Here is a 17,822-nt window from a genome sequence, read left to right as displayed (position 1 = left end):
GCGTGGAAGCTAACGTCGTCGACCATACCTCCATGTGGAGTCTGGTCAGCAATGCCAGCATCGTGGTACAGCTGGTGATGCTGACCCTGGTGGCAGCCTCGGTCACCTCATGGATCATGATCTTCCAGCGCAGCAACATGCTGCGCGCCGGTCGTCGTGCGCTGGATACCTTCGAGGAGCGCTTCTGGTCGGGTATCGACCTGTCCAAGCTGTACCGCCAGGCCGGCAGCAACCCCGATCCGGATTCGGGCGTCGAGCAGGTCTTCCGGGCCGGCTTCAAGGAGTTCTCGCGCCTGCGCCAGCAACCTGGCGTCGATCCGGATGCGGTGATGGAAGGCGTGGGCCGTGCCATGCGCGTGGCCATTTCCCGTGAGGAAGAGAAGCTCGAGCAGAGCCTGCCGTTCCTCGCCACCGTCGGCTCCACCAGCCCGTACATCGGCCTGTTCGGTACCGTCTGGGGCATCATGAACTCCTTCCGCGGCCTGGCCAGTGCCCAACAGGCCACCCTCGCCACCGTCGCACCGGGCATCGCCGAGGCCCTGATCGCCACCGCGATCGGCCTGTTCGCCGCGATCCCGGCGGTCATCGCCTACAACCGCTTCTCCGCGCGCAGTGAAGTGCTGATCGGCCGTTACTACACGTTCGCCGACGAGTTCCAGGCGATCCTGCACCGCAAAGTGCACACCAGCGAAGAGTGATCAGGTAGAAGCCCATGGCCCGAGTTCGCCACAAACGCAAGCCGGTCGCCGAGATGAACGTGGTGCCCTACATCGATGTGATGCTGGTGCTGCTGGTCATCTTCATGGTGACCGCCCCCATGCTCAACCAGGGCGTGAAGGTGGACCTGCCCAAGGTTTCCAGCGAAGCCTTGCCGCAGGACAACAACGTTCAGATCCTGACCATTTCGATCAAGGCCGACAAGACCTACTACTGGAACCTCGGCAGCGAAGTCGATACCGACAAGCAGATGGACAAGGCCATGACCTTGCCGGAAATGACCGACGCCGTGACCAAGATCATTGCCGCCGGCCGTGACCAGGGCAAGCAGACCCAGGTCTTCATCCGTGGCGACAAGGCTGTCGACTACGGTGCTGTCATGGGCGCCATGGGCGGGTTGCAGAAGGCCGGTGTCGGAAACGTTGGCCTGATTACCGAGGCGCCCTGATGCAACAGCGAGAGCCATCCGCCTCGGAAAGCTACTTCTGGCCCAGTGTCTGGGCCATCGGCCTGCATGTGCTGGTGTTCGCCATGCTGTTCGTCAGCTTTGCCATGACGCCTGAGCTGCCGCCCTCCAAGCCCATCGTCCAGGCCACGCTCTACCAGCTCAAGTCCAAGAGCCAGGCGACCACCCAGACCAATCAGAAGATTGCCGGGGAGGCGAAGAAAACCGCCTCGCGCCAGACCGAAGTCGAACAGCTGGAGCAGAAGAAGGTCGAGCAGGAGGCCGTGAAGGCCGCGGAACAAAAGAAAGCCGAGGCTGCTCAAAAGGCCGAGCAGGCCCGTGAGGCCGCCGAGGCGAAGAAGGCCGAGGAAGCGGCGAAGGCCGCCGAAGCCAAGAAGGCCGAGGAGGCGAAGAAGGCCGCCGAGAAGCAGCAGGCCGACATCGCCAAGAAGAAAGCCGAGGAAGAAAAGAAGAAGGCTGCCGAGGAGGCCAAGAAAAAGGCCGCCGAAGAAGCCAAGAAGAAAGCGGCCGAGGACGCCAAGAAGAAAGCGGCGGCCGAGGAAGCGAAGAAAAAGGCAGCTGAAGAGGCCAAGAAGAAGGCCGCGGCAGAAGCCCAGAAGAAAAAGGCACAGGAAGCGGCTCGCAAGGCGGCCGAGGACAAGAAGGCACAGGCCCTGGCCGAGCTTCTGTCCGACACCACCGAGCGGCAGCAGGCGCTGGCCGACGAGCAGGGCGACCAGGTGGCCGGCGATTTCGACGACCTGATCCGCATGCGCGCGGCCGAAGGTTGGGCGCGTCCGCCATCCGCACGCAGGGGCATGACGGTAGTCCTGCAGATCAACATGCTGCCGGATGGCACCATCACCAACGTCAGCGTGTCCCGCTCAAGCGGCGACGGCCCGTTCGACAGTTCGGCGGTGGCGGCAGTGAGGAACATTGGTCGACTGACCGAGATGCAGGGCTTGAAGCCGAACGAGTTCAATCCGTATCGTTCATTCAAGATGACATTTACACCTGAGGATCTATCGTTGTGATTAAACTCCTTCGAGGACTGCTGGTCATGCTCTGCTGCGTGGCAGGCATGGCCGTGGCAGAGGAAAAGAACATCCTGGTCACCAGCGGCAGCGACCGGGCAACGCCTATCGCGGTGGTGCCGTTCGGCCTGCAGGGCGGTAGCGTGCTACCGGAAGACATGGCCGAGATCATCGGCAACGACCTGCGCAACTCTGGCTACTACGCGCCGATTCCACGGCAGAACATGATCAGCCAGCCGACCCAGGCCAGCGAAGTGATCTTCCGCGACTGGAAGGCCCTGGGCGCCCAGTACGTGATGGTCGGCAACATCGTGCCGGCCGGTGGCCGCCTGCAGGTGCAGTACGCCCTGTTCAACGTCGCCACCGAGCAGCAAGTGCTGACCGGCAGCGTCGCCGGCGGCGTCGACCAGTTGCGCGACATGGCCCACTACATCGCCGACCAGTCGTTCGAGAAGCTCACCGGCATCAAGGGGGCGTTCTCCACCCGCATGCTGTATGTGACCGCCGAGCGCTTCTCCACCAACAACACCCGCTACACCCTGCAGCGCTCGGACTACGACGGTGCCCGTGCAGTGACCCTGCTGCAGTCCCGCGAGCCGATCCTGTCGCCGCGTTTCGCCCCGGATGGCAAGCGCATCGCCTACGTGTCGTTCGAACAGCGCCGGCCGCGCATCTTCATCCAGCACATCGACACCGGCCGCCGCGAGCAGGTCACCAACTTCGAGGGCCTCAATGGTGCCCCGGCCTGGTCGCCTGACGGTTCGCGCCTGGCGTTCGTGCTGTCCAAGGACGGCAACCCGGACATCTACGTGATGAACGTGGCCTCGCGCCAGATCAGCCGCGTCACCGCCGGCCCGGGCATCAACACCGAGCCGTTCTGGGGCAAGGATGGCAACACCCTGTACTTCACCTCCGACCGTGGCGGCAAGCCGCAGATCTACAAGACGTCGGTCAGTGGCGGTGGTGCCGAGCGCGTGACCTTCGTGGGTAACTACAACGCCAACCCGAAACTTTCGGCGGACGAGAAGACCCTGGTGATGATCCATCGCCAGCAGGGTTTCACCAACTTCAAGGTGGCGGCCCAGGACCTGCAGCGCGGAAGTGTAAAGATTCTGTCCGAGACCAGTCTCGACGAGTCCCCCACTGTTGCGCCAAACGGCACCATGCTAATCTACGCCACCCGCCAGCAGGGCCGGGGAGTCTTGATGCTCGTCTCGCTCAATGGACGCGTGAGGCTCCCACTTCCCACCGCTCAAGGCGAAGTCAGAGAACCGTCCTGGTCCCCTTACCTGAACTGATTGCGGCGTAACATTTTTGCTTAACACACTGGGGTTTCATTAGGAGTTTCACGATGGAAATGCTGAAGTTTGGTAAATTCGCTGCGCTGGCCCTGGCCATGGCCGTGGCTGTAGGTTGCTCCTCCAAGGGCGGTGACGATTCTGGCGAAGGTGCTGTCGACCCGAACGCTGGCTACGGCGCCAACACCGGTGCTGTCGATGGCAGCCTGAGCGAAGAAGCCGCCCTGCGCGCAATCACCACCTTCTACTTCGAATACGACAGCTCGGACCTGAAGCCGGAAGCCATGCGCGCCCTGGACGTTCACGCCAAGGACCTGAAAGCCAACGGCAACCGCGTTGTCCTGGAAGGCAACACCGACGAGCGCGGCACCCGTGAGTACAACATGGCTCTGGGTGAGCGTCGTGCCAAGGCCGTTCAGCGCTACCTGGTCCTGCAGGGCGTTTCCCCTGCCCAGCTGGAACTGGTTTCCTACGGTGAAGAGCGTCCGGTTGCCACCGGCCACGACGAGCAGTCCTGGGCTCAGAACCGTCGCGTAGAGCTGCGCAAGTAATTTGCCATGCGTATGTGCCGTCGTGCTGTAACCGTCCTCGCACTCAGCCTGCCGCTTTCGGCATGGGCTGCGGTTCCCGTAGTAGATGACAACGCGGGCGGCTATCCGCCTGCGGGTTATGGCACGAGCGGCGCCTATGCCGGGGTGGGGGCTTCGACTCCCGCCTCTGCACAGGGCCAGCTGTTCATGCAGCTGCAGCAGATGCAGGACCAGATTTCCCGCCAGCAGGGCATCATCGAAGAGCTGCAGAACGATGTGGCCCGCATGAAGCAGGAGAACCTGGAGCGCTACCAGGATCTGGACCGTCGCATCAACAGTGGTGTCGCACCTGCCGCGACTCCCGAGAATTCCTCCACTGGCGGCGCACCGGGTGCCGCCGCCGGTGCTGCCGCTGGCGCCGCCGCCCAACAACCGGCCGCCAGCAGCGAACCAGGTGATCCGGCGAAAGAGAAGCTCTACTACGACGCGGCTTTCGACCTGATCAAGCAGAAGGACTTCGACAAGGCCAGCCAGGCCTTCAACGCCTTCCTGCGCAAGTACCCCAACAGCCAGTACGCCGGCAACGCCCAGTACTGGCTCGGCGAGGTGAACCTGGCCAAAGGCGACCTGCAAGGCGCCGGCCAGGCCTTCGCCAAGGTCAGCCAGCTGTACCCCAAGCACAGCAAGGTGCCTGACTCGCTGTACAAGCTGGCCGATGTCGAACGTCGCCTCGGCCACACCGACAAGGTCAAGGGCATCCTCCAGCAGGTCATCACCCAGTACCCCGGCACCTCCGCCGCGCAACTGGCCCAGCGCGACCTGCAGAAGCTCTGAGCATCGCCGTTCGAAAGAAACCCGCGCTCGTCGCGGGTTTTTTCGTTAGAATCTTGGCCCTTTTACGTAAACACGCTGCCGCGGATAACGCCATGTCGAGTCCGCGACAGTGCCTGACGGAGGCGGATGGCCTGTTCAGCTGTCACGCCCGTGGCGACCATGCAAGACACATTACGCATCACCGAAGTCTTTTACTCTTTGCAGGGTGAAACGCGAACGGCTGGGCTGCCCACCGTTTTCGTGCGCCTGACCGGCTGTCCCCTGCGCTGCCAGTACTGCGACAGTGCCTATGCCTTCAGTGGCGGCAGCATTCGCACCCTCGACTCCATTCTCGAGCAGGTGGCCGGTTTCCGGCCACGCTACGTCTGCGTCACCGGCGGCGAACCGCTGGCCCAGCCCAACGCGCTGCCCTTGCTCGAGCGGCTGTGCGATGCCGGCTACGAGGTATCGCTGGAAACCAGCGGTGCCCTGGACATCTCCCGGGTCGATAGCCGCGTGAGCCGTGTGGTCGACCTCAAGACGCCCGGCTCCGAGGAGGCGCACCGCAACCGCTACGAGAACATCGAGCACCTGACGCGCAACGACCAGGTCAAGTTCGTCATCTGTTCCCGCGAGGACTACGACTGGGCGGTATCGAAGCTGATCCAGTACAACCTCGACCAGCGGGCCGGCGAGGTGCTGTTCTCGCCCAGCCATCACCAGGTCGATGCCACGGCGCTTGCCGACTGGATCGTCGCCGACAACCTGCCCGTGCGCTTCCAGCTGCAGTTGCACAAGCTGCTGTGGAATGACGAGCCGGGCCGCTGACAGGAGAAAAAGACATGACAGAAAAACGCGCGGTAATCCTGCTTTCCGGTGGCCTGGACTCGGCCACTGTGGTGGCCATGGCCAAGGCCGAAGGCTACAGCTGCTACACCATGAGTTTCGACTACGGTCAGCGCCATCGCGCCGAACTCGACGCCGCGGCTCGGGTCGCCCGTGACCTGGGCGTGGTCGAGCACAAGGTGATCGGTCTGAACCTCAACGGTATCGGTGGTTCGGCCCTGACCGACAGCAGCATCGACGTGCCCGAGGCGCCGGGCGACGGCATCCCGGTGACCTACGTGCCGGCCCGCAACACGGTGTTCCTGTCCCTGGCCCTGGGCTGGGCAGAGGTGCTGGAGGCCCGTGACATTTTCATCGGTGTCAACGCCGTGGACTACTCCGGTTACCCGGACTGCCGCCCGGAATTCGTCGAGGCTTTCGAGCGCATGGCCAACCTGGCGACCAAGGCCGGGGTCGAGGGGCAGGGCTTCCGTATCCAGGCACCGCTGCAGAACTTGAGCAAGGCGCAGATCATCCAGGCCGGTATCGCCCGTGGCGTGGACTACAGTCTTACGGTTTCCTGCTACCAGGCCGACGATCAGGGCCGCGCTTGCGGCAAATGCGACAGCTGCCGCCTGCGCGCCGAAGGCTTCAAGGCGGCCGGTGTCGAGGATCCGACGAACTATTTTTGAAAAAAGTTGCGATGGGGTGTTGATTTCCCGTTAGAAATCAGTATTATACGCGCCATCCAACGGGTCGTTAGCTCAGTTGGTAGAGCAGTTGGCTTTTAACCAATTGGTCGAAGGTTCGAGTCCTTCACGACCCACCATATATATGAAATAGCCCACCTATCATGGTGGGCTATTTCATTTCTGCTTCAGAAAAATCAATGGTTTGGGCTCATGCGGCGGGTGATGGCTGCTGTATTGTGTTCCCCGATTCCAGGTCCATTTGATCTTTCTCGGGGGGCTGCAACGCAGCCCCAAAATGGCAACTGAAATATTTTCCCTGTCGAAGAACGGATGGGCCTGTACGGTGAGGCCCGTGCTCCCCGCAAGCCGCTCGCGATTGCCGGTGTTCTACTCGGCCCATTCCGGGTCGCCGGTGAACACCACCGTGAGCCAGCGATCCGGCCCTTCGCCGCCGATGGCCGCGCCGATCTCGTCGCGCAGGGCGTCCCACTCGGCGATCGTCCTGGCTGCCAGGGTGGCCGGTACGATGAAGTACAGTTCGATCTCCCGCGAGCGTCCGACCTTGGCGACATAGGCACGATAGGATTGCAGGCCGTGCCGGCTGACGAAGGTCTGGGCGACTTCGTCGACATGCTGCTTCAGGTCGCTCGGGGTCACCAGGAACATGTCCGCCAGCGCCTGGCGCACCACCGACATCGGCAGCGGGATGATGACCAGGCAGACCAGGGCCAGCACGGCTGGGTCGATGTACGGCGAGAGCCATTGCCACTTCGTGCCCTGCACCGCATAGCCGAAACAGAAGGCGACCAGTAGCGCGGCGGTGATGCTGGCCGACATCACCCAGCCCTTGACGTCCATGCGCACGAAGTCAGAGCCGATCCCACGGTTGGCGCGGGCCTCGACGACGGCGATGGCCACGCAGGCGGCGACGGTGACCAGCGCATAGACCAGCGCCACGCCGAATTCCAGGTCACGGCCGCCTTCGAGCAGGCTGCTGACGGCGTTGATCAAGGCATAGATGGCCACGCCAGTGAGCAGGATGCCATTGAGTGCCAGGACCATCGGCTCCAGGTGCCAGAACCCCATGGTGAAGCGTTCGCGCAGCTTGCGTGAGAGCTGCGTGGCCCTGGCGTGGGCGGTGATCAACCTGACCACCACCAGGGACAGGCCGCTCATGCTGGCGTCGACCAGCGAATACACGCCGTCGAAAATGATCGAGAACGAGCCCGAGGCCAGACCGAAAGCGATGCCGATGCTGGCGATGAACAGGGTCACGGCGATGGACATGCGTAGCAGGCCCTGTTCGCTATTCAGGTCGAAGAGTGGGGTTTTGCTCGGTGTTTCCATGATCGGGCTCATTCAGGTGGTGCCGGGGTGCTTGTACTGGTCCATTCGCGGGCAAGCCCGCTCCCACGCAGACCGCGCCGTTCCTGAGAGCGGTACCGAGCCTGTGGAAGCGGGCTTGTCCGCGAATGGGCCGCTACAGGCTAGACGCGAAACTGTTCCATCAATGCCTGTTGCTGGTTGGCCAGGCGGTTCAGTGCCTGGCTGATCCGTGCCGACTCGTCCGCCTGGCCAGACAGCGACTCGGTCACGTCGCGGATGCCAGCCACGTTGCGGTTGACCTCCTCGGCCACGGCGCTCTGTTCCTCGGCGGCCGAAGCGATCTGCAGGTTCATGTCGCTGATCACCGCCACCGCCTCGCCGATACGCTGCAGGGCGGGCAGGGCCTGTTCCATTCGCGTGGCGCTGTCCTGAGCCTGGCGCTGGCTCTCGTTCATGGCGCCGACCACGTCATGGGTACCTTGTTGCAGGCCTTCGATCACCTGGCGGATCTCCTCCACCGAGACCTGGGTACGTTGGGCCAGGCTGCGCACTTCGTCGGCGACCACGGCGAAGCCACGGCCGGCTTCGCCTGCACGGGCAGCCTCGATGGCGGCGTTGAGCGCCAGCAGGTTGGTCTGCTCGGCGATGGCCCGGATCACCTCGAGCACCGAGCCGATCTGCTCGCTACGCCCTGCCAGCGAACGGGCCTGGCCCATGGCCGTGTCCATGTCGTCCGCCAGCCGGTCGATGGCCTGGCGGGTGGCGGCGACCAGTTCCAGGCCCTCGCGCGTGGCCTGGTCGGCACCGCGCGCGGCTTGGGCCGCCTGGGCCGCGTTATGGGCGACGTCGTGGGCGGTGGCGCTCATCTCGTTGGCGGCGGTGGCTACTTGCTCGATCTCCCGCTGCTGCTGTTGCATGCCGCTGCTGGTCTGGCTGGCGATGGCGGCAGACTGGTCGGCGGTGCCGCGGGCTTCCTGCAGCGAGCCCTTGACCTGGGCGATCACCGGCTGGAGCTTGTCGAGGAAGCGGTTGAACCACGCGCTCAACTGGCCCAGTTCGTCGTCCCTGGCATAGTCCAGGCGCCGGGTCAGGTCGCCTTCGCCGCTGGCGATGTCGCGCAGGCGCTCGGCCACGGCGAGAATCGGCCGGGTCACGCCCCGGGCGGTCAGCCAGACCAGCAACAGCCCGAGCACGGCGGCGGCCAGGCCGATCAGCAGGCTGGTGAGGTTGGCCTGTTGGTTGTACGCGTCCAGGCGCTGGTTGAGGGCGATGGCTGGCGCCTGCAGCACGGGCTCCGGGAGTTCCAGCAGCACCTGCCAGGGCGCTGCGTCGGGGATCGGCGCGAATGGCCGGGAGATGTGCATCAGGCCGTCATCCAGACGCTCCAGCGCCTGGCCGGTGCGCAGGGTGTCGGCCAGGGAGCGGTCGTCGAAGGCCTGCTCCAGCGGCTTGCTCAATTGCGTATTGTCGCGGCTGTGCCCGGCCAGCAGGCCTGCGGGGCTGACGATACTGACCTCTCCCCGGCCGTCGAACAGTTCCTGGCGACCGGCCAGGCTCAATTGCTGCAGGTTGTCCAGGCCGATGTCCAGGCCGACCACGCCGATCACCTTGCCACCCTCCAGCAAGGGCAGGGCGATGCTGGTCATCAGTACCTGGCGGCCGTTGACCTCGTCGAAATACGGGTCGAGCACGCAGGCCCTGGCCGTTTCCTGGGGGCAGGTCAGCCAGCGGTTGTAGGGCGAGCCGTTGGCGGCGGGGCTGGTATCGGCGAGCATCGATTCGGGCATGGCCTCGGCCTCCAGGGTGCCGGGGCGGGGTTGCGACCAGTACAGCGAGAAGCGGCCGCTGTCGTTGCTGCCCAGGGCGTCCTGGCCGATGAAGCGGGCGTCCTGCTGGTCCAGGGCGTCGGGTTGGAATACCAGGTACAGGCCGATCAGCTCCGGGTTCGCGGCCAGTGCGGCGCGTGCCTGGGTGACCAGTTCGCTGCGCAGGTCGGCATTGCCATGCGCCTTGAGTACCTGCACCAGGCGGGCGAAGCCGTTGCCGTACTGGTAGGCATCCATGAAGTAGCGCTCGATGCGCAGGGCCTGGGTCTCGGCGTGGGCCTGCAGGCGCAGGCGGGCACTATGGTCGAGTAGCTCGGTGTTGGCTTGGAAGACCTGCACCGCGCTGCGCCGGGCCTGGGTCAGCGACGTGGCCACCAGCAGGGCGACGATGGCCACCAGGCACAGGCCGGCGAGGAGGGTGATCTTCCATTGGATGGAGAGGCGGCGCAGGGGCATGGGGCTTTCCTTCTCGATCGAAGACAACGCCCGCGCTCTGGCGCGGGCATTGTCGGCGGGGTCTCATTCGGCGATATAGCTCGGTGGCGCTACCCGGAAGGCCTTTGTCAGCCAGGTCAGGTATAGCACGCCAACCACGACGATATTCACTGCCGGCGTCTTGTGGCGCGGGTGCAGGCGGGCGAACAGCCGCCGGGGATCACCTTCTGCGGCGGGTGACGGGCGCGGCAAGGGCGAGCGGGTGGGCTCCATGTTGTTCACCTTTCTTGTAGGAGCGGGAGCTGGCGCGGCGGGTTTGCCTGTATGATGGATGGCAGGGGGGCAACGTAGGAGGTGGCGCGTGAGGGCAGGGGCGGATGGGGGTCATGGCAGCGCTGTTCTTCTTCGTTATGTTGGGCGCGGAGCTGGGTGGGAAAAATAAAAAACGAAAGGTGTCTATGTGTCAAGTGTAATACGACAAATTATTACTTTTGCAGAAAATTATCGGTGTGTTTAACGATTTAATTAGGGGTTTTTGCATGTAAAAGGTGATTTATATAGATTTTTGCGTTCAAAAAAATTAACGATTGCGACGCAAGGTGCAATTTCCCAGGCAGGGCCGCCGCCCGTGCTGCGGACAATGGTAATCTTGGTGCACCGCGTCGCGCCCTGTGCCGCGCATCCCGCCCTTATGGACAGCAATCGGTTCTATTCATGAAGAAATCAGTAGGCATCCTTTCCGGCCTGGCCGTTGTCATCGCCGTCGCAACCACTGCTGGCGCCTGGTACACCGGCACGCACCTGCCCGCGGAACTGGAGCGCTCCGTCGCCCGTGGCAACGAGCAGTTGCAAAAGACCATGGCCGGCACCGGTGGCAGCATGACCCTCGAACTGGCCTCGCTCGAGCAGCGCTTTTTCACCAGTACCGCGCACTACCGGCTCAAGGCCAAGGATGTCTGGCTGGGCGAGGGCGAGCCGCTGAACTTCGATCTCGGTATCGTTGACCAGATCGAGCACGGCCCGTTTCCCTGGTCGCGGATCAAGGCCCTGAAGCTGATGCCGGTCATGGCCACCAGCAACAGCGTGCTGGAGAAGGACGACTTCACCGCAGCCTGGTTCACTGCCGCTGGCGACAAGACACCATTGGCCGGCCAGGTCAGCCTGGGCTATGGCGGCGGCATCGAGAGCGACATCCGCCTGGCGCCACTCAAGCTCAGCGAGGAGAACGGCAGCACCCTCGACTTCTCTGGCATGCAACTGCTGCTGCGTGGCGATCGCGACGGCAAGGTGGTGAAGATCGACGGTCACGCCGACAGGCTGGAGATGAACCTGGCCGGTGACGAGCATCCGCCGATCAAGTTCCTGCTCAACGGCTTCAAGGTCGATGGTGACCTGGCCGGGATCGGCCACGACATGATCTACGTGGGCAACCTCGACCTGGCCCTGGCCGAGACCCAGGTCACCCTCGGGCCGCAGCAGGATGTACTGGTGCTCAAGGGGCTGGAGCAGAACAACCGCTACGACGCCGAAGGCCAGGACAAGCTGTCCGGCCGCCTGGAATACAAGGTCGCCGATATCACTTATGCCGGCCGTGCCGTGGGCAGCGGGGAGATGGTCTGGACCATGAAGTCCCTGGATATCCCGGCTATGCAAGCGCTGCTCGCCTGGTACCAGACCAAGATGCCGCAGGTGCAGCAGGCTGCCGCCCAGGGTGAGCCCCTGCCGTCGCTCGACATGACTGCCCAGGAGCAGGCCAAGGTCCAGGCCGATCTGCAGAAGATGCTCGCCGCCAAGCCACAGTTGGCCCTGGAGAACCTGTCGTTCAAGACAGCCAATGGCGAGAGCCGTTTCAACCTGGCGGTCGACTTGGCCAGCCCCACGTCCTTCGACTTGCCGCCTGAGCAGTTGGGCAAGCAATTGGTCACCCGCTTGCAGGGCAAGCTGACACTGTCCAAGCCGATGATCGGCGACCTGGCGACCCTGCAGGCGCTGCTCGAGGGCCAGACCGATGCCCAGTTCATCGCCCGGCAGTCCAGCCAGGCGGGCGAAATGGTCGGCATGATGGCGCTGCAGAGCGGCATGGCCACGGTCGAGGGCGACGATGTGGTATCGAGCCTGCACTATGCCGATGGCATGGTCGATTTCAACGGCCGGAAGATGACCGTCGAGGAGTTCGCCATGCTTCTCAATGCCCACCTGGCTGCGTTGGCGCCGCAGGGCTGATACCCCCGGTGGTGTTCTGCGCCCTTTTAGCGACACAAGGCCGCTCCCACACAGCGCTGATGACAAAACAGCGCCAGTTTGTGGGAGCAGGCCTGTCGAGGCGCCGAACCGCCACGAATAGACCAGGAAGATTGCCCTGACCCACTCGCCCGGTAAAAAGCGCTTTTGAATTGTCTCGATTGTCTGTAGCCTTCGGCGTCCGATAATAATCCGTGCCCGCAGATGGGCCGCGATGGCCCGCCTGGCCATCCGGCACCTGTTAGCCGATCTGCCAGGGCCGGGTGTTACACTCGATTGACGCGCACATGCGCCCGCAGGTCCAGCGATCATGACCCAGATTTCCGAACGCCTGTTGGTTCAAGCCCATCTTGATGCCAAGCAGCCCAATCCGCTGACGCCCGAGCAGGAGGCCGAATACCGTGCGGCCATCGCTGCCGAACTCAAGGCCCAGAATGCCGTTCTGGTCGCCCACTACTACTGCGACCCGGTGATCCAGGCACTGGCCGAGGAGACCGGTGGCTGCGTATCCGACTCGCTGGAGATGGCCCGTTTCGGCAAGAACCACTCGGCCAGCACCGTGGTGGTCGCGGGGGTGCGCTTCATGGGCGAGACGGCGAAGATCCTCACCCCGGAAAAGCGTGTGCTGATGCCGACCCTGGACGCCACCTGCTCCCTTGACCTGGGGTGCCCGGTGGAAGAGTTCTCGGCCTTCTGTGACCAGCATCCGGAGCGTACCGTGGTGGTGTATGCCAACACCTCGGCAGCGGTGAAGGCGCGGGCCGACTGGGTGGTGACTTCCAGTTGCGCGCTGGAGATCGTCGAGAGCCTCATGGACAACGGCGAAACCATCATCTGGGGCCCGGACCAGCACCTGGGCCGCTACATCCAGAAGCAGACCGGTGCCGACATGCTGCTCTGGGATGGCGCTTGCATCGTCCACGAAGAATTCAAGTCGCGCCAGCTGGCGGACATGAAGGCGCTGTACCCGGACGCGGCGATCCTGGTCCATCCCGAGTCGCCTGAGTCGGTGATCGAACTGGCCGACGCGGTGGGCTCCACCAGCCAGTTGATCAAGGCTGCCCAGACCCTGCCGAACAAGACCTTCATCGTCGCCACCGACCGTGGCATCTTCTACAAGATGCAGCAGTTGTGCCCGGACAAGGAATTCGTCGAGGCCCCCACCGCCGGCAATGGCGCCGCCTGCCGCAGTTGCGCCCATTGCCCGTGGATGGCCATGAACACCTTGGAGCGCACCTTGGATTGCCTGCGCAAGGGCAGCAACGAGATCTTCGTCGATCCGGCGCTCATCCCCAAGGCGATCAAACCGCTCAACCGTATGCTCGACTTCACCCAGGCGGCACGGCTTAAGCTATCCGGCAACGCGTGAGGCAAGGGGCTGCAAGGCAGCCCCAAATGGCGGCTGAACACGCGCTACACCTTAGCGCATCATCTCCTTGACCATCCGCTGCTGCTCGAGGATCTCCCGCTGGCGCGCATCGATCTGCGAGGCCAGCGGGAAGTTGCCGCCTGCGCGGCGTTTGGCGTAATCCAGTTGCTGGATGGCCTGGTCGAAGTCGCCCACCAGGGTGAAGTACTCGGCCCGGGCCCGGTGCAGGCCGATGGTGTTGCCAGACAGACCGCGCACCTCAGCGATGTCGTACCACACGTCCGGGTCATAGGGGCGGCTCTTGACCAGGCTGTCCAGCACCTTCTCCGCCTCGGCCGGACGGTTCTGCTTGACCAGCAGGTCGGCGCGCACCTGCTGCAGCGGGTAGCTGCTCGGGTACAGCGCACGCAGCCGCTCGACACGTTGTTGGGCATCAGCCAGGCGGTTGTTGGTGATCTCCAGATCGATCTGCGCCAGGTTGTAGGTGAGGTCATTGGGCGCCTTGGCCAGCAGGGGCTTGAGGTTCTCCCGCGCTTCGTTGAGCCGGCCGCCTTTGATCTGGGCGATCGCCAGGCCATAGCGCGCCGCATCCATGTTTGGATTCTCATCGAGCTGGGCGCGGAAGCGCTTGGCCGCCAGGCCCGGCGTGCCTTCGTAGATCAGTGCCACGCGGGCGCGGATCAACTGGTAGCGCTGGCTGTCCTCGATGCCCCCCTTGGGCGCCTGCTCGGCACGGTTGCGGGTGTCGGCGATACGCGACTCGGTGACCGGGTGGGTAAGGAGGAATTCCGGTGGCTTGGCGTCGTAGCGATACTGGCGGGCCAGGCGCTCGAACATGGTCGGCATGTTGCGTGGGTCATACCCGGCACGCTCCAGGTTCTGGATGCCGATGCGGTCGGCTTCCTGCTCGTTCTGCCGGGAGAAGCGCCGCTGCTCCTGGATGGCCGCCGCCTGGGTTCCGGCGATCACGCCGATGCCGGCATCGCCCCCGCCCCCTGCCGCCAGCACGATACCGGCCAGCAGCGCTGCCATCATCGGCAACTGCATGCGCTGCTGGGCCTCGACGCCGCGGGCGAAGTGGCGCTGGGACAAGTGCGCCAGTTCGTGGGCCAGCACCGAGGCGTACTCGCCCTCGGTCTGGGCGTTGAGGAACAGGCCGCCGTTGACCCCGACGATGCCGCCGGGCGCGGCGAAGGCGTTGAGCTCGCGGCTGTCGATGAGGATGAATTCCAGGCGCCGGTCCTGCAGCTGGCTGGTTTCGGCCAGCTTGTAGACGCTGGTCTCGACGTAGTCCTTGAGCTGGGGGTCGTTCAACTGGTTGACCTGGCCGCGCAGCAGACTCAGCCAGGCCCGGCCCAGTTGATGCTCCTGCTGTGGCGAAACGATCGCGGAACTGGCGTCGCCCAGTGACGGCAGGTCGTCGGCATGGCCGGGAAGGGCCATCAGGCAGGCCAGCGTCAACAGGGTAGGGCGCAGTAGATTCATGCACGAAGCTCGCGTCGGTCAAAGAGCTCTACTGTAGCCGGCTCGCACGTTGACGACCAGTGGCGCTATCCTAGCGGATTGCCCCGCCATGCCCTTGGAGAAACCCTCGATGAGCGACACCCCGACCTGCGACGCCGAACTCGACGTCAGCGGCCTGAATTGCCCCCTGCCGCTGCTCAAGGCGAAGATGGAGCTCAACCGCCTGGCCAGCGGCGCGGTGCTCAAGGTAGTCGCCACCGATGCCGGCTCCCAGCGCGACTTCCGCACCTTTGCCCAGCTTGCCGGTCATACGCTGCTGCGTGAAACGGCCGAGGCGGGCGTCTACACCTACTGGCTGCGCAAGGCCTGAGTCTTTTCCCAAGGATCGTCAATGTTCAAAGTGCTTCGTGACTGGATGCAGCGCTACTTCTCCGATGAGGAGGCAGTGGTGCTGGCGGTCCTGCTGTTCCTGGCCTTCACTGCTGTGCTGACCCTGGGTGGCATGCTCGCGCCGGTCCTGGCCGGGATGGTGTTGGCGTTCCTCATGCAGGGGCTGGTCAATGCTTTGGAGCGCCTGAAGGTGCCGACCCGGCTGGCGGTATGGCTGGTGTTCGCCCTGTTCATGGGCGCGTTGGCGGTATTCCTGCTGGTGCTGGTGCCGTTGCTCTGGCACCAGTTGATCACCTTGTTCAACGAGCTGCCGGGCATGCTCGGCAAGTGGCAGTCGCTGCTGCTGTTGCTACCGGAGCGCTACCCGCACCTGGTGTCCGACGAGCAGGTGCTGCGCGCCATCGAGTCGGTGCGCGGCGAGATCGGCAAGTTCGGCCAGTGGGCCCTGACGTTCTCCCTGTCGAGCCTGCCCTTGCTGGTCAATGCGATGATCTACCTGGTGCTGGTGCCGATCCTGGTGTTCTTCTTCCTCAAGGACCGCGAGCTGATCGCCCGCTGGGTCAGCGGTTACCTGCCCCGCGAGCGCACCTTGCTGAACCGGGTGGGGGACGAGATGAACCGGCAGATCGCCAACTACATCCGCGGCAAGGGCATCGAGATACTGATCTGTGGTATCGCCACCTATATCGCCTTCATCAGCCTGGGCCTCAACTATGCCGCCTTGCTGGCGCTGCTGGTGGGGCTGTCGGTGGTGGTGCCCTACGTGGGCGCGGTGGTGGTGACCGTGCCGGTGACCTTGATCGCGCTGTTCCAGTGGGGCTGGGGCGATGAGTTCATCTACCTGATGATGGTGTACGCGATCATCCAGGCGCTGGATGGCAACGTGCTGGTGCCGCTGCTGTTCTCCGAGGCGGTCAGCCTGCACCCGGTGGCGATCATTTGCGCGGTGCTGCTGTTCGGCGGATTGTGGGGCTTCTGGGGGATCTTCTTCGCCATCCCGCTGGCGACCCTGTTCAAGGCCGTGCTCGATGCCTGGCCGCGGCAGGAGCCCTCGGTCGCGCCGATGCTCTAGCTGCACGCTACAAGCCGCAAGCTGCAAGTAAAAGCAGATCGCGTTGACGCCGCTTTACTTGTAGCTTGCAGCTCGGCCCTAGCGCTGGTTCAGGGCCTGGGCTGCCGCCAGTACGGCTTCGACATGGCCGGGGACCTTCACGCCGCGCCATTCCTGGCGCAGCACACCGTCCTTGTCGATCAGGAAGGTGCTGCGGTCCACGCCCATGTATTCCTTGCCGTAGAGCTTCTTGAGCTTGATCACGTCGAACAGCTGGCACAGCGCCTCGTCCTTGTCGCTGATCAGCTCGAAGGTAAAGCCCTGCTTGGCCTTGAAGTTCTCGTGGGATTTGATGCCATCGCGGGACACACCGAACACCACGGTGTTGGCGGCCTTGAACGCCTCGTGATGGTCGCGGAAACCCTGGCCCTCGGTGGTGCAGCCGGGGGTACTGTCCTTGGGGTAGAAATACAGCACCACCTGCTGGCCCTTGAGGGCAGAAAGGCTGACGGCCTGGCCGCTGGTGGCCTGGGCCTGAAAATCGGCAACGGGTTGGTCGAGTGCTACGGCCATGGGAGCTTCCTTACATGGGGTTCTGTGGGCGCCAGGGTTCGATCAGCGCGTCCAGGTTCAGGGCGTCGGCGAAGTCGAGGAACTGGTCGCGCAGCCAGCTGATTTGCGTGCCGGCCGGCAGGATCACGGTGAACTGGGCATTGAGCATGCTGCTGCCGGTCTGCGGTGCCAGGTAGGTGTCGCAGGTCATGCTTTCCAGCTCGACGCGGTGGTCGAGGAAGAACTGGCACAGCTCGCTGACGATGTCCGGGCGATAGGCCGCGCTGACATAGGCCACGTAGGGCAGGGCTTGCGGGCGGACCTCCTGGTCGGCGCTGCGTACCACGTCGAGGGTCAGGCCGTGCTTTTTACCCAGGCTCGGCAGGGCTGTCTCCAGGCGCGCCAGGGCGTCCCAGCTGCCGCCGACCTGCAGCACCAGGGCGCTGGTCTCGCCGTGGCGGGTCAGGCGCGAGGTGACCACCGCGCAACGATTGTCGAAGGCGGCACGGCTCAGGACATTGGCCAGCTCCATGGGGTTGGGGCCCAGGGCGCTGATGACGAGGAATTGTTCGCGGACGGTGGGGGTGGACATGCAGCATTCCTAAAGCGATGAGCGGTCGGCGCAGGACGGGGACAAGCCTCCGGTTGCGCCAGGGCCAGGAGCCGGCTTGGCGGTCGTGGACGCTGGCGGGGAGCACCGTCGACGGCCCGGCGGGCCGCGTTGCACCGATCAAAGGATCAAGGGTAGCGAAAAGCGGCGCGAAGGGGAATGCTCCGCCCGCCTGCTTCGCTTGTGCAAGGCCGATGGCGCCAG

General features: G+C 64.1%; 18 protein-coding genes and 1 tRNA gene. 13 read left to right on the top strand and 6 right to left on the bottom strand.

What is annotated here, in order from left to right:
- The first annotated feature begins 2 nt into the window (after positions 1 to 2).
- The 9 genes from tolQ (at position 3) to WCE05_RS18005 (ending at position 6,491) form a co-directional block, all read left to right on the top strand.
- Positions 3 to 698 (top strand): protein TolQ, encoded by a 696-nt coding sequence (gene tolQ / locus WCE05_RS18045; RefSeq protein ID WP_225787397.1) that lies wholly within the window; start codon positions 3 to 5, stop codon positions 696 to 698.
- Positions 699 to 712: 14 nt separating this feature from the next.
- Positions 713 to 1,165, top strand: coding sequence for a protein TolR (gene tolR / locus WCE05_RS18040; protein WP_084854486.1), 453 nt, complete (start codon positions 713 to 715; stop codon positions 1,163 to 1,165).
- Positions 1,165 to 2,196, top strand: a complete 1,032-nt coding sequence (gene tolA, locus WCE05_RS18035) for a cell envelope integrity protein TolA (RefSeq protein WP_225787398.1) — start codon at positions 1,165 to 1,167, stop codon at positions 2,194 to 2,196. The genes tolR and tolA overlap by 1 nt, the downstream gene beginning before the upstream one ends.
- A gap of 26 nt (positions 2,197 to 2,222) precedes the next feature.
- Positions 2,223 to 3,494, top strand: coding sequence for a Tol-Pal system beta propeller repeat protein TolB (gene tolB, locus WCE05_RS18030; RefSeq protein WP_225787470.1), 1,272 nt, complete (start codon positions 2,223 to 2,225; stop codon positions 3,492 to 3,494).
- Positions 3,495 to 3,547: 53 nt separating this feature from the next.
- Positions 3,548 to 4,045: a peptidoglycan-associated lipoprotein Pal gene (pal, locus tag WCE05_RS18025; RefSeq protein ID WP_225787399.1), complete on the top strand. Its 498-nt coding sequence runs from the start codon at positions 3,548 to 3,550 to the stop codon at positions 4,043 to 4,045.
- Between the two features lie 6 nt (positions 4,046 to 4,051).
- Complete coding sequence (gene ybgF / locus WCE05_RS18020) at positions 4,052 to 4,858, top strand: tol-pal system protein YbgF (protein ID WP_225787400.1); 807 nt, start codon at positions 4,052 to 4,054, stop codon at positions 4,856 to 4,858.
- Between the two features lie 159 nt (positions 4,859 to 5,017).
- The gene (gene queE, locus WCE05_RS18015; protein WP_225787401.1) at positions 5,018 to 5,665 is read left to right on the top strand and encodes a 7-carboxy-7-deazaguanine synthase QueE; all 648 of its coding nucleotides are present in this window, start codon (positions 5,018 to 5,020) and stop codon (positions 5,663 to 5,665) included.
- A gap of 14 nt (positions 5,666 to 5,679) precedes the next feature.
- Positions 5,680 to 6,354 carry a 7-cyano-7-deazaguanine synthase QueC gene (gene queC, locus WCE05_RS18010; RefSeq protein ID WP_253079951.1) on the top strand — a complete coding sequence of 225 codons (675 nt, stop codon included), beginning with the start codon at positions 5,680 to 5,682 and terminating at the stop codon, positions 6,352 to 6,354.
- 61 nt (positions 6,355 to 6,415) lie between these two features.
- A tRNA-Lys gene (locus WCE05_RS18005) sits at positions 6,416 to 6,491 on the top strand.
- A gap of 250 nt (positions 6,492 to 6,741) precedes the next feature.
- On the opposite strand, the gene WCE05_RS18000 is transcribed toward WCE05_RS18005, so the two are convergent.
- The 3 genes from WCE05_RS18000 to WCE05_RS17990 form a co-directional block, all read right to left on the bottom strand.
- Entirely contained in the window at positions 6,742 to 7,701 is a 960-nt protein-coding gene (locus tag WCE05_RS18000; RefSeq protein ID WP_368816256.1) for a cation diffusion facilitator family transporter, read from the bottom strand.
- A 140-nt stretch (positions 7,702 to 7,841) separates the two neighbouring features.
- Positions 7,842 to 9,962 carry a methyl-accepting chemotaxis protein gene (locus WCE05_RS17995; protein WP_368816255.1) on the bottom strand — a complete coding sequence of 707 codons (2,121 nt, stop codon included), beginning with the start codon at positions 9,960 to 9,962 and terminating at the stop codon, positions 7,842 to 7,844.
- Between the two features lie 63 nt (positions 9,963 to 10,025).
- Positions 10,026 to 10,214: a hypothetical protein gene (locus WCE05_RS17990; RefSeq protein ID WP_225787405.1), complete on the bottom strand. Its 189-nt coding sequence runs from the start codon at positions 10,212 to 10,214 to the stop codon at positions 10,026 to 10,028.
- Between the two features lie 441 nt (positions 10,215 to 10,655).
- Here WCE05_RS17990 and WCE05_RS17985 point away from each other — a divergent pair, with 441 nt between their 5' ends.
- Positions 10,656 to 12,164 (top strand): YdgA family protein, encoded by a 1,509-nt coding sequence (locus tag WCE05_RS17985; protein WP_253079953.1) that lies wholly within the window; start codon positions 10,656 to 10,658, stop codon positions 12,162 to 12,164.
- A 328-nt stretch (positions 12,165 to 12,492) separates the two neighbouring features.
- Complete coding sequence (gene nadA / locus WCE05_RS17980; protein WP_225787407.1) at positions 12,493 to 13,551, top strand: quinolinate synthase NadA; 1,059 nt, start codon at positions 12,493 to 12,495, stop codon at positions 13,549 to 13,551.
- Between the two features lie 51 nt (positions 13,552 to 13,602).
- Here nadA and WCE05_RS17975 read toward each other — a convergent pair whose 3' ends face one another.
- Complete coding sequence (locus WCE05_RS17975) at positions 13,603 to 15,036, bottom strand: M48 family metalloprotease (RefSeq protein WP_368816254.1); 1,434 nt, start codon at positions 15,034 to 15,036, stop codon at positions 13,603 to 13,605.
- A 109-nt stretch (positions 15,037 to 15,145) separates the two neighbouring features.
- On the opposite strand from WCE05_RS17975, the gene WCE05_RS17970 reads away from it, so the two are divergent.
- On the top strand, positions 15,146 to 15,385 hold the full coding sequence (locus tag WCE05_RS17970; RefSeq protein ID WP_368816253.1) for a sulfurtransferase TusA family protein: 240 nt from the start codon (positions 15,146 to 15,148) through the stop codon (positions 15,383 to 15,385).
- Between the two features lie 21 nt (positions 15,386 to 15,406).
- On the top strand, positions 15,407 to 16,477 hold the full coding sequence (locus WCE05_RS17965) for an AI-2E family transporter (protein ID WP_253080963.1): 1,071 nt from the start codon (positions 15,407 to 15,409) through the stop codon (positions 16,475 to 16,477).
- A gap of 78 nt (positions 16,478 to 16,555) precedes the next feature.
- Here WCE05_RS17965 and WCE05_RS17960 read toward each other — a convergent pair whose 3' ends face one another.
- Together WCE05_RS17960 and WCE05_RS17955 are read right to left on the bottom strand one after the other, a co-directional pair.
- Positions 16,556 to 17,029 carry a peroxiredoxin gene (locus WCE05_RS17960; RefSeq protein ID WP_225787411.1) on the bottom strand — a complete coding sequence of 158 codons (474 nt, stop codon included), beginning with the start codon at positions 17,027 to 17,029 and terminating at the stop codon, positions 16,556 to 16,558.
- A 10-nt stretch (positions 17,030 to 17,039) separates the two neighbouring features.
- Positions 17,040 to 17,600: a glycine cleavage system protein R gene (locus WCE05_RS17955; protein ID WP_225787412.1), complete on the bottom strand. Its 561-nt coding sequence runs from the start codon at positions 17,598 to 17,600 to the stop codon at positions 17,040 to 17,042.
- Between the last annotated feature and the right edge of the window lie 222 nt (positions 17,601 to 17,822).

Source organism: Pseudomonas sp. I2 (assembly GCF_040984075.1).
GTDB classification, from domain to species: Bacteria; Pseudomonadota; Gammaproteobacteria; order Pseudomonadales; family Pseudomonadaceae; genus Aquipseudomonas; species Aquipseudomonas guariconensis_B.
This window is presented reverse-complemented; position numbering and strand designations above follow the sequence as displayed.

Excerpts from the sequence above, each read along its gene's own strand:
- tolA (WP_225787398.1), top strand. The coding sequence starts at position 1,165 with ATGCAACAGCGAGAGCCATCCGCCTCGGAAAGCTACTTCTGGCCCAGT.
- WCE05_RS17970 (WP_368816253.1), top strand. The coding sequence starts at position 15,146 with ATGAGCGACACCCCGACCTGCGACGCCGAACTCGACGTCAGCGGCCTG.
- tolR (WP_084854486.1), top strand. The coding sequence starts at position 713 with ATGGCCCGAGTTCGCCACAAACGCAAGCCGGTCGCCGAGATGAACGTG.
- WCE05_RS17995 (WP_368816255.1), bottom strand. The coding sequence starts at position 9,962 with ATGCCCCTGCGCCGCCTCTCCATCCAATGGAAGATCACCCTCCTCGCC.
- tolB (WP_225787470.1), top strand. The coding sequence starts at position 2,223 with ATGCTCTGCTGCGTGGCAGGCATGGCCGTGGCAGAGGAAAAGAACATC.
- WCE05_RS18000 (WP_368816256.1), bottom strand. The coding sequence starts at position 7,701 with ATGGAAACACCGAGCAAAACCCCACTCTTCGACCTGAATAGCGAACAG.
- WCE05_RS17955 (WP_225787412.1), bottom strand. The coding sequence starts at position 17,600 with ATGTCCACCCCCACCGTCCGCGAACAATTCCTCGTCATCAGCGCCCTG.
- WCE05_RS17965 (WP_253080963.1), top strand. The coding sequence starts at position 15,407 with ATGTTCAAAGTGCTTCGTGACTGGATGCAGCGCTACTTCTCCGATGAG.
- WCE05_RS17985 (WP_253079953.1), top strand. The coding sequence starts at position 10,656 with ATGAAGAAATCAGTAGGCATCCTTTCCGGCCTGGCCGTTGTCATCGCC.
- WCE05_RS17960 (WP_225787411.1), bottom strand. The coding sequence starts at position 17,029 with ATGGCCGTAGCACTCGACCAACCCGTTGCCGATTTTCAGGCCCAGGCC.
- nadA (WP_225787407.1), top strand. The coding sequence starts at position 12,493 with ATGACCCAGATTTCCGAACGCCTGTTGGTTCAAGCCCATCTTGATGCC.
- WCE05_RS17990 (WP_225787405.1), bottom strand. The coding sequence starts at position 10,214 with ATGGAGCCCACCCGCTCGCCCTTGCCGCGCCCGTCACCCGCCGCAGAA.
- ybgF (WP_225787400.1), top strand. The coding sequence starts at position 4,052 with ATGCGTATGTGCCGTCGTGCTGTAACCGTCCTCGCACTCAGCCTGCCG.
- WCE05_RS17975 (WP_368816254.1), bottom strand. The coding sequence starts at position 15,036 with ATGAATCTACTGCGCCCTACCCTGTTGACGCTGGCCTGCCTGATGGCC.
- pal (WP_225787399.1), top strand. The coding sequence starts at position 3,548 with ATGGAAATGCTGAAGTTTGGTAAATTCGCTGCGCTGGCCCTGGCCATG.
- queE (WP_225787401.1), top strand. The coding sequence starts at position 5,018 with ATGCAAGACACATTACGCATCACCGAAGTCTTTTACTCTTTGCAGGGT.
- queC (WP_253079951.1), top strand. The coding sequence starts at position 5,680 with ATGACAGAAAAACGCGCGGTAATCCTGCTTTCCGGTGGCCTGGACTCG.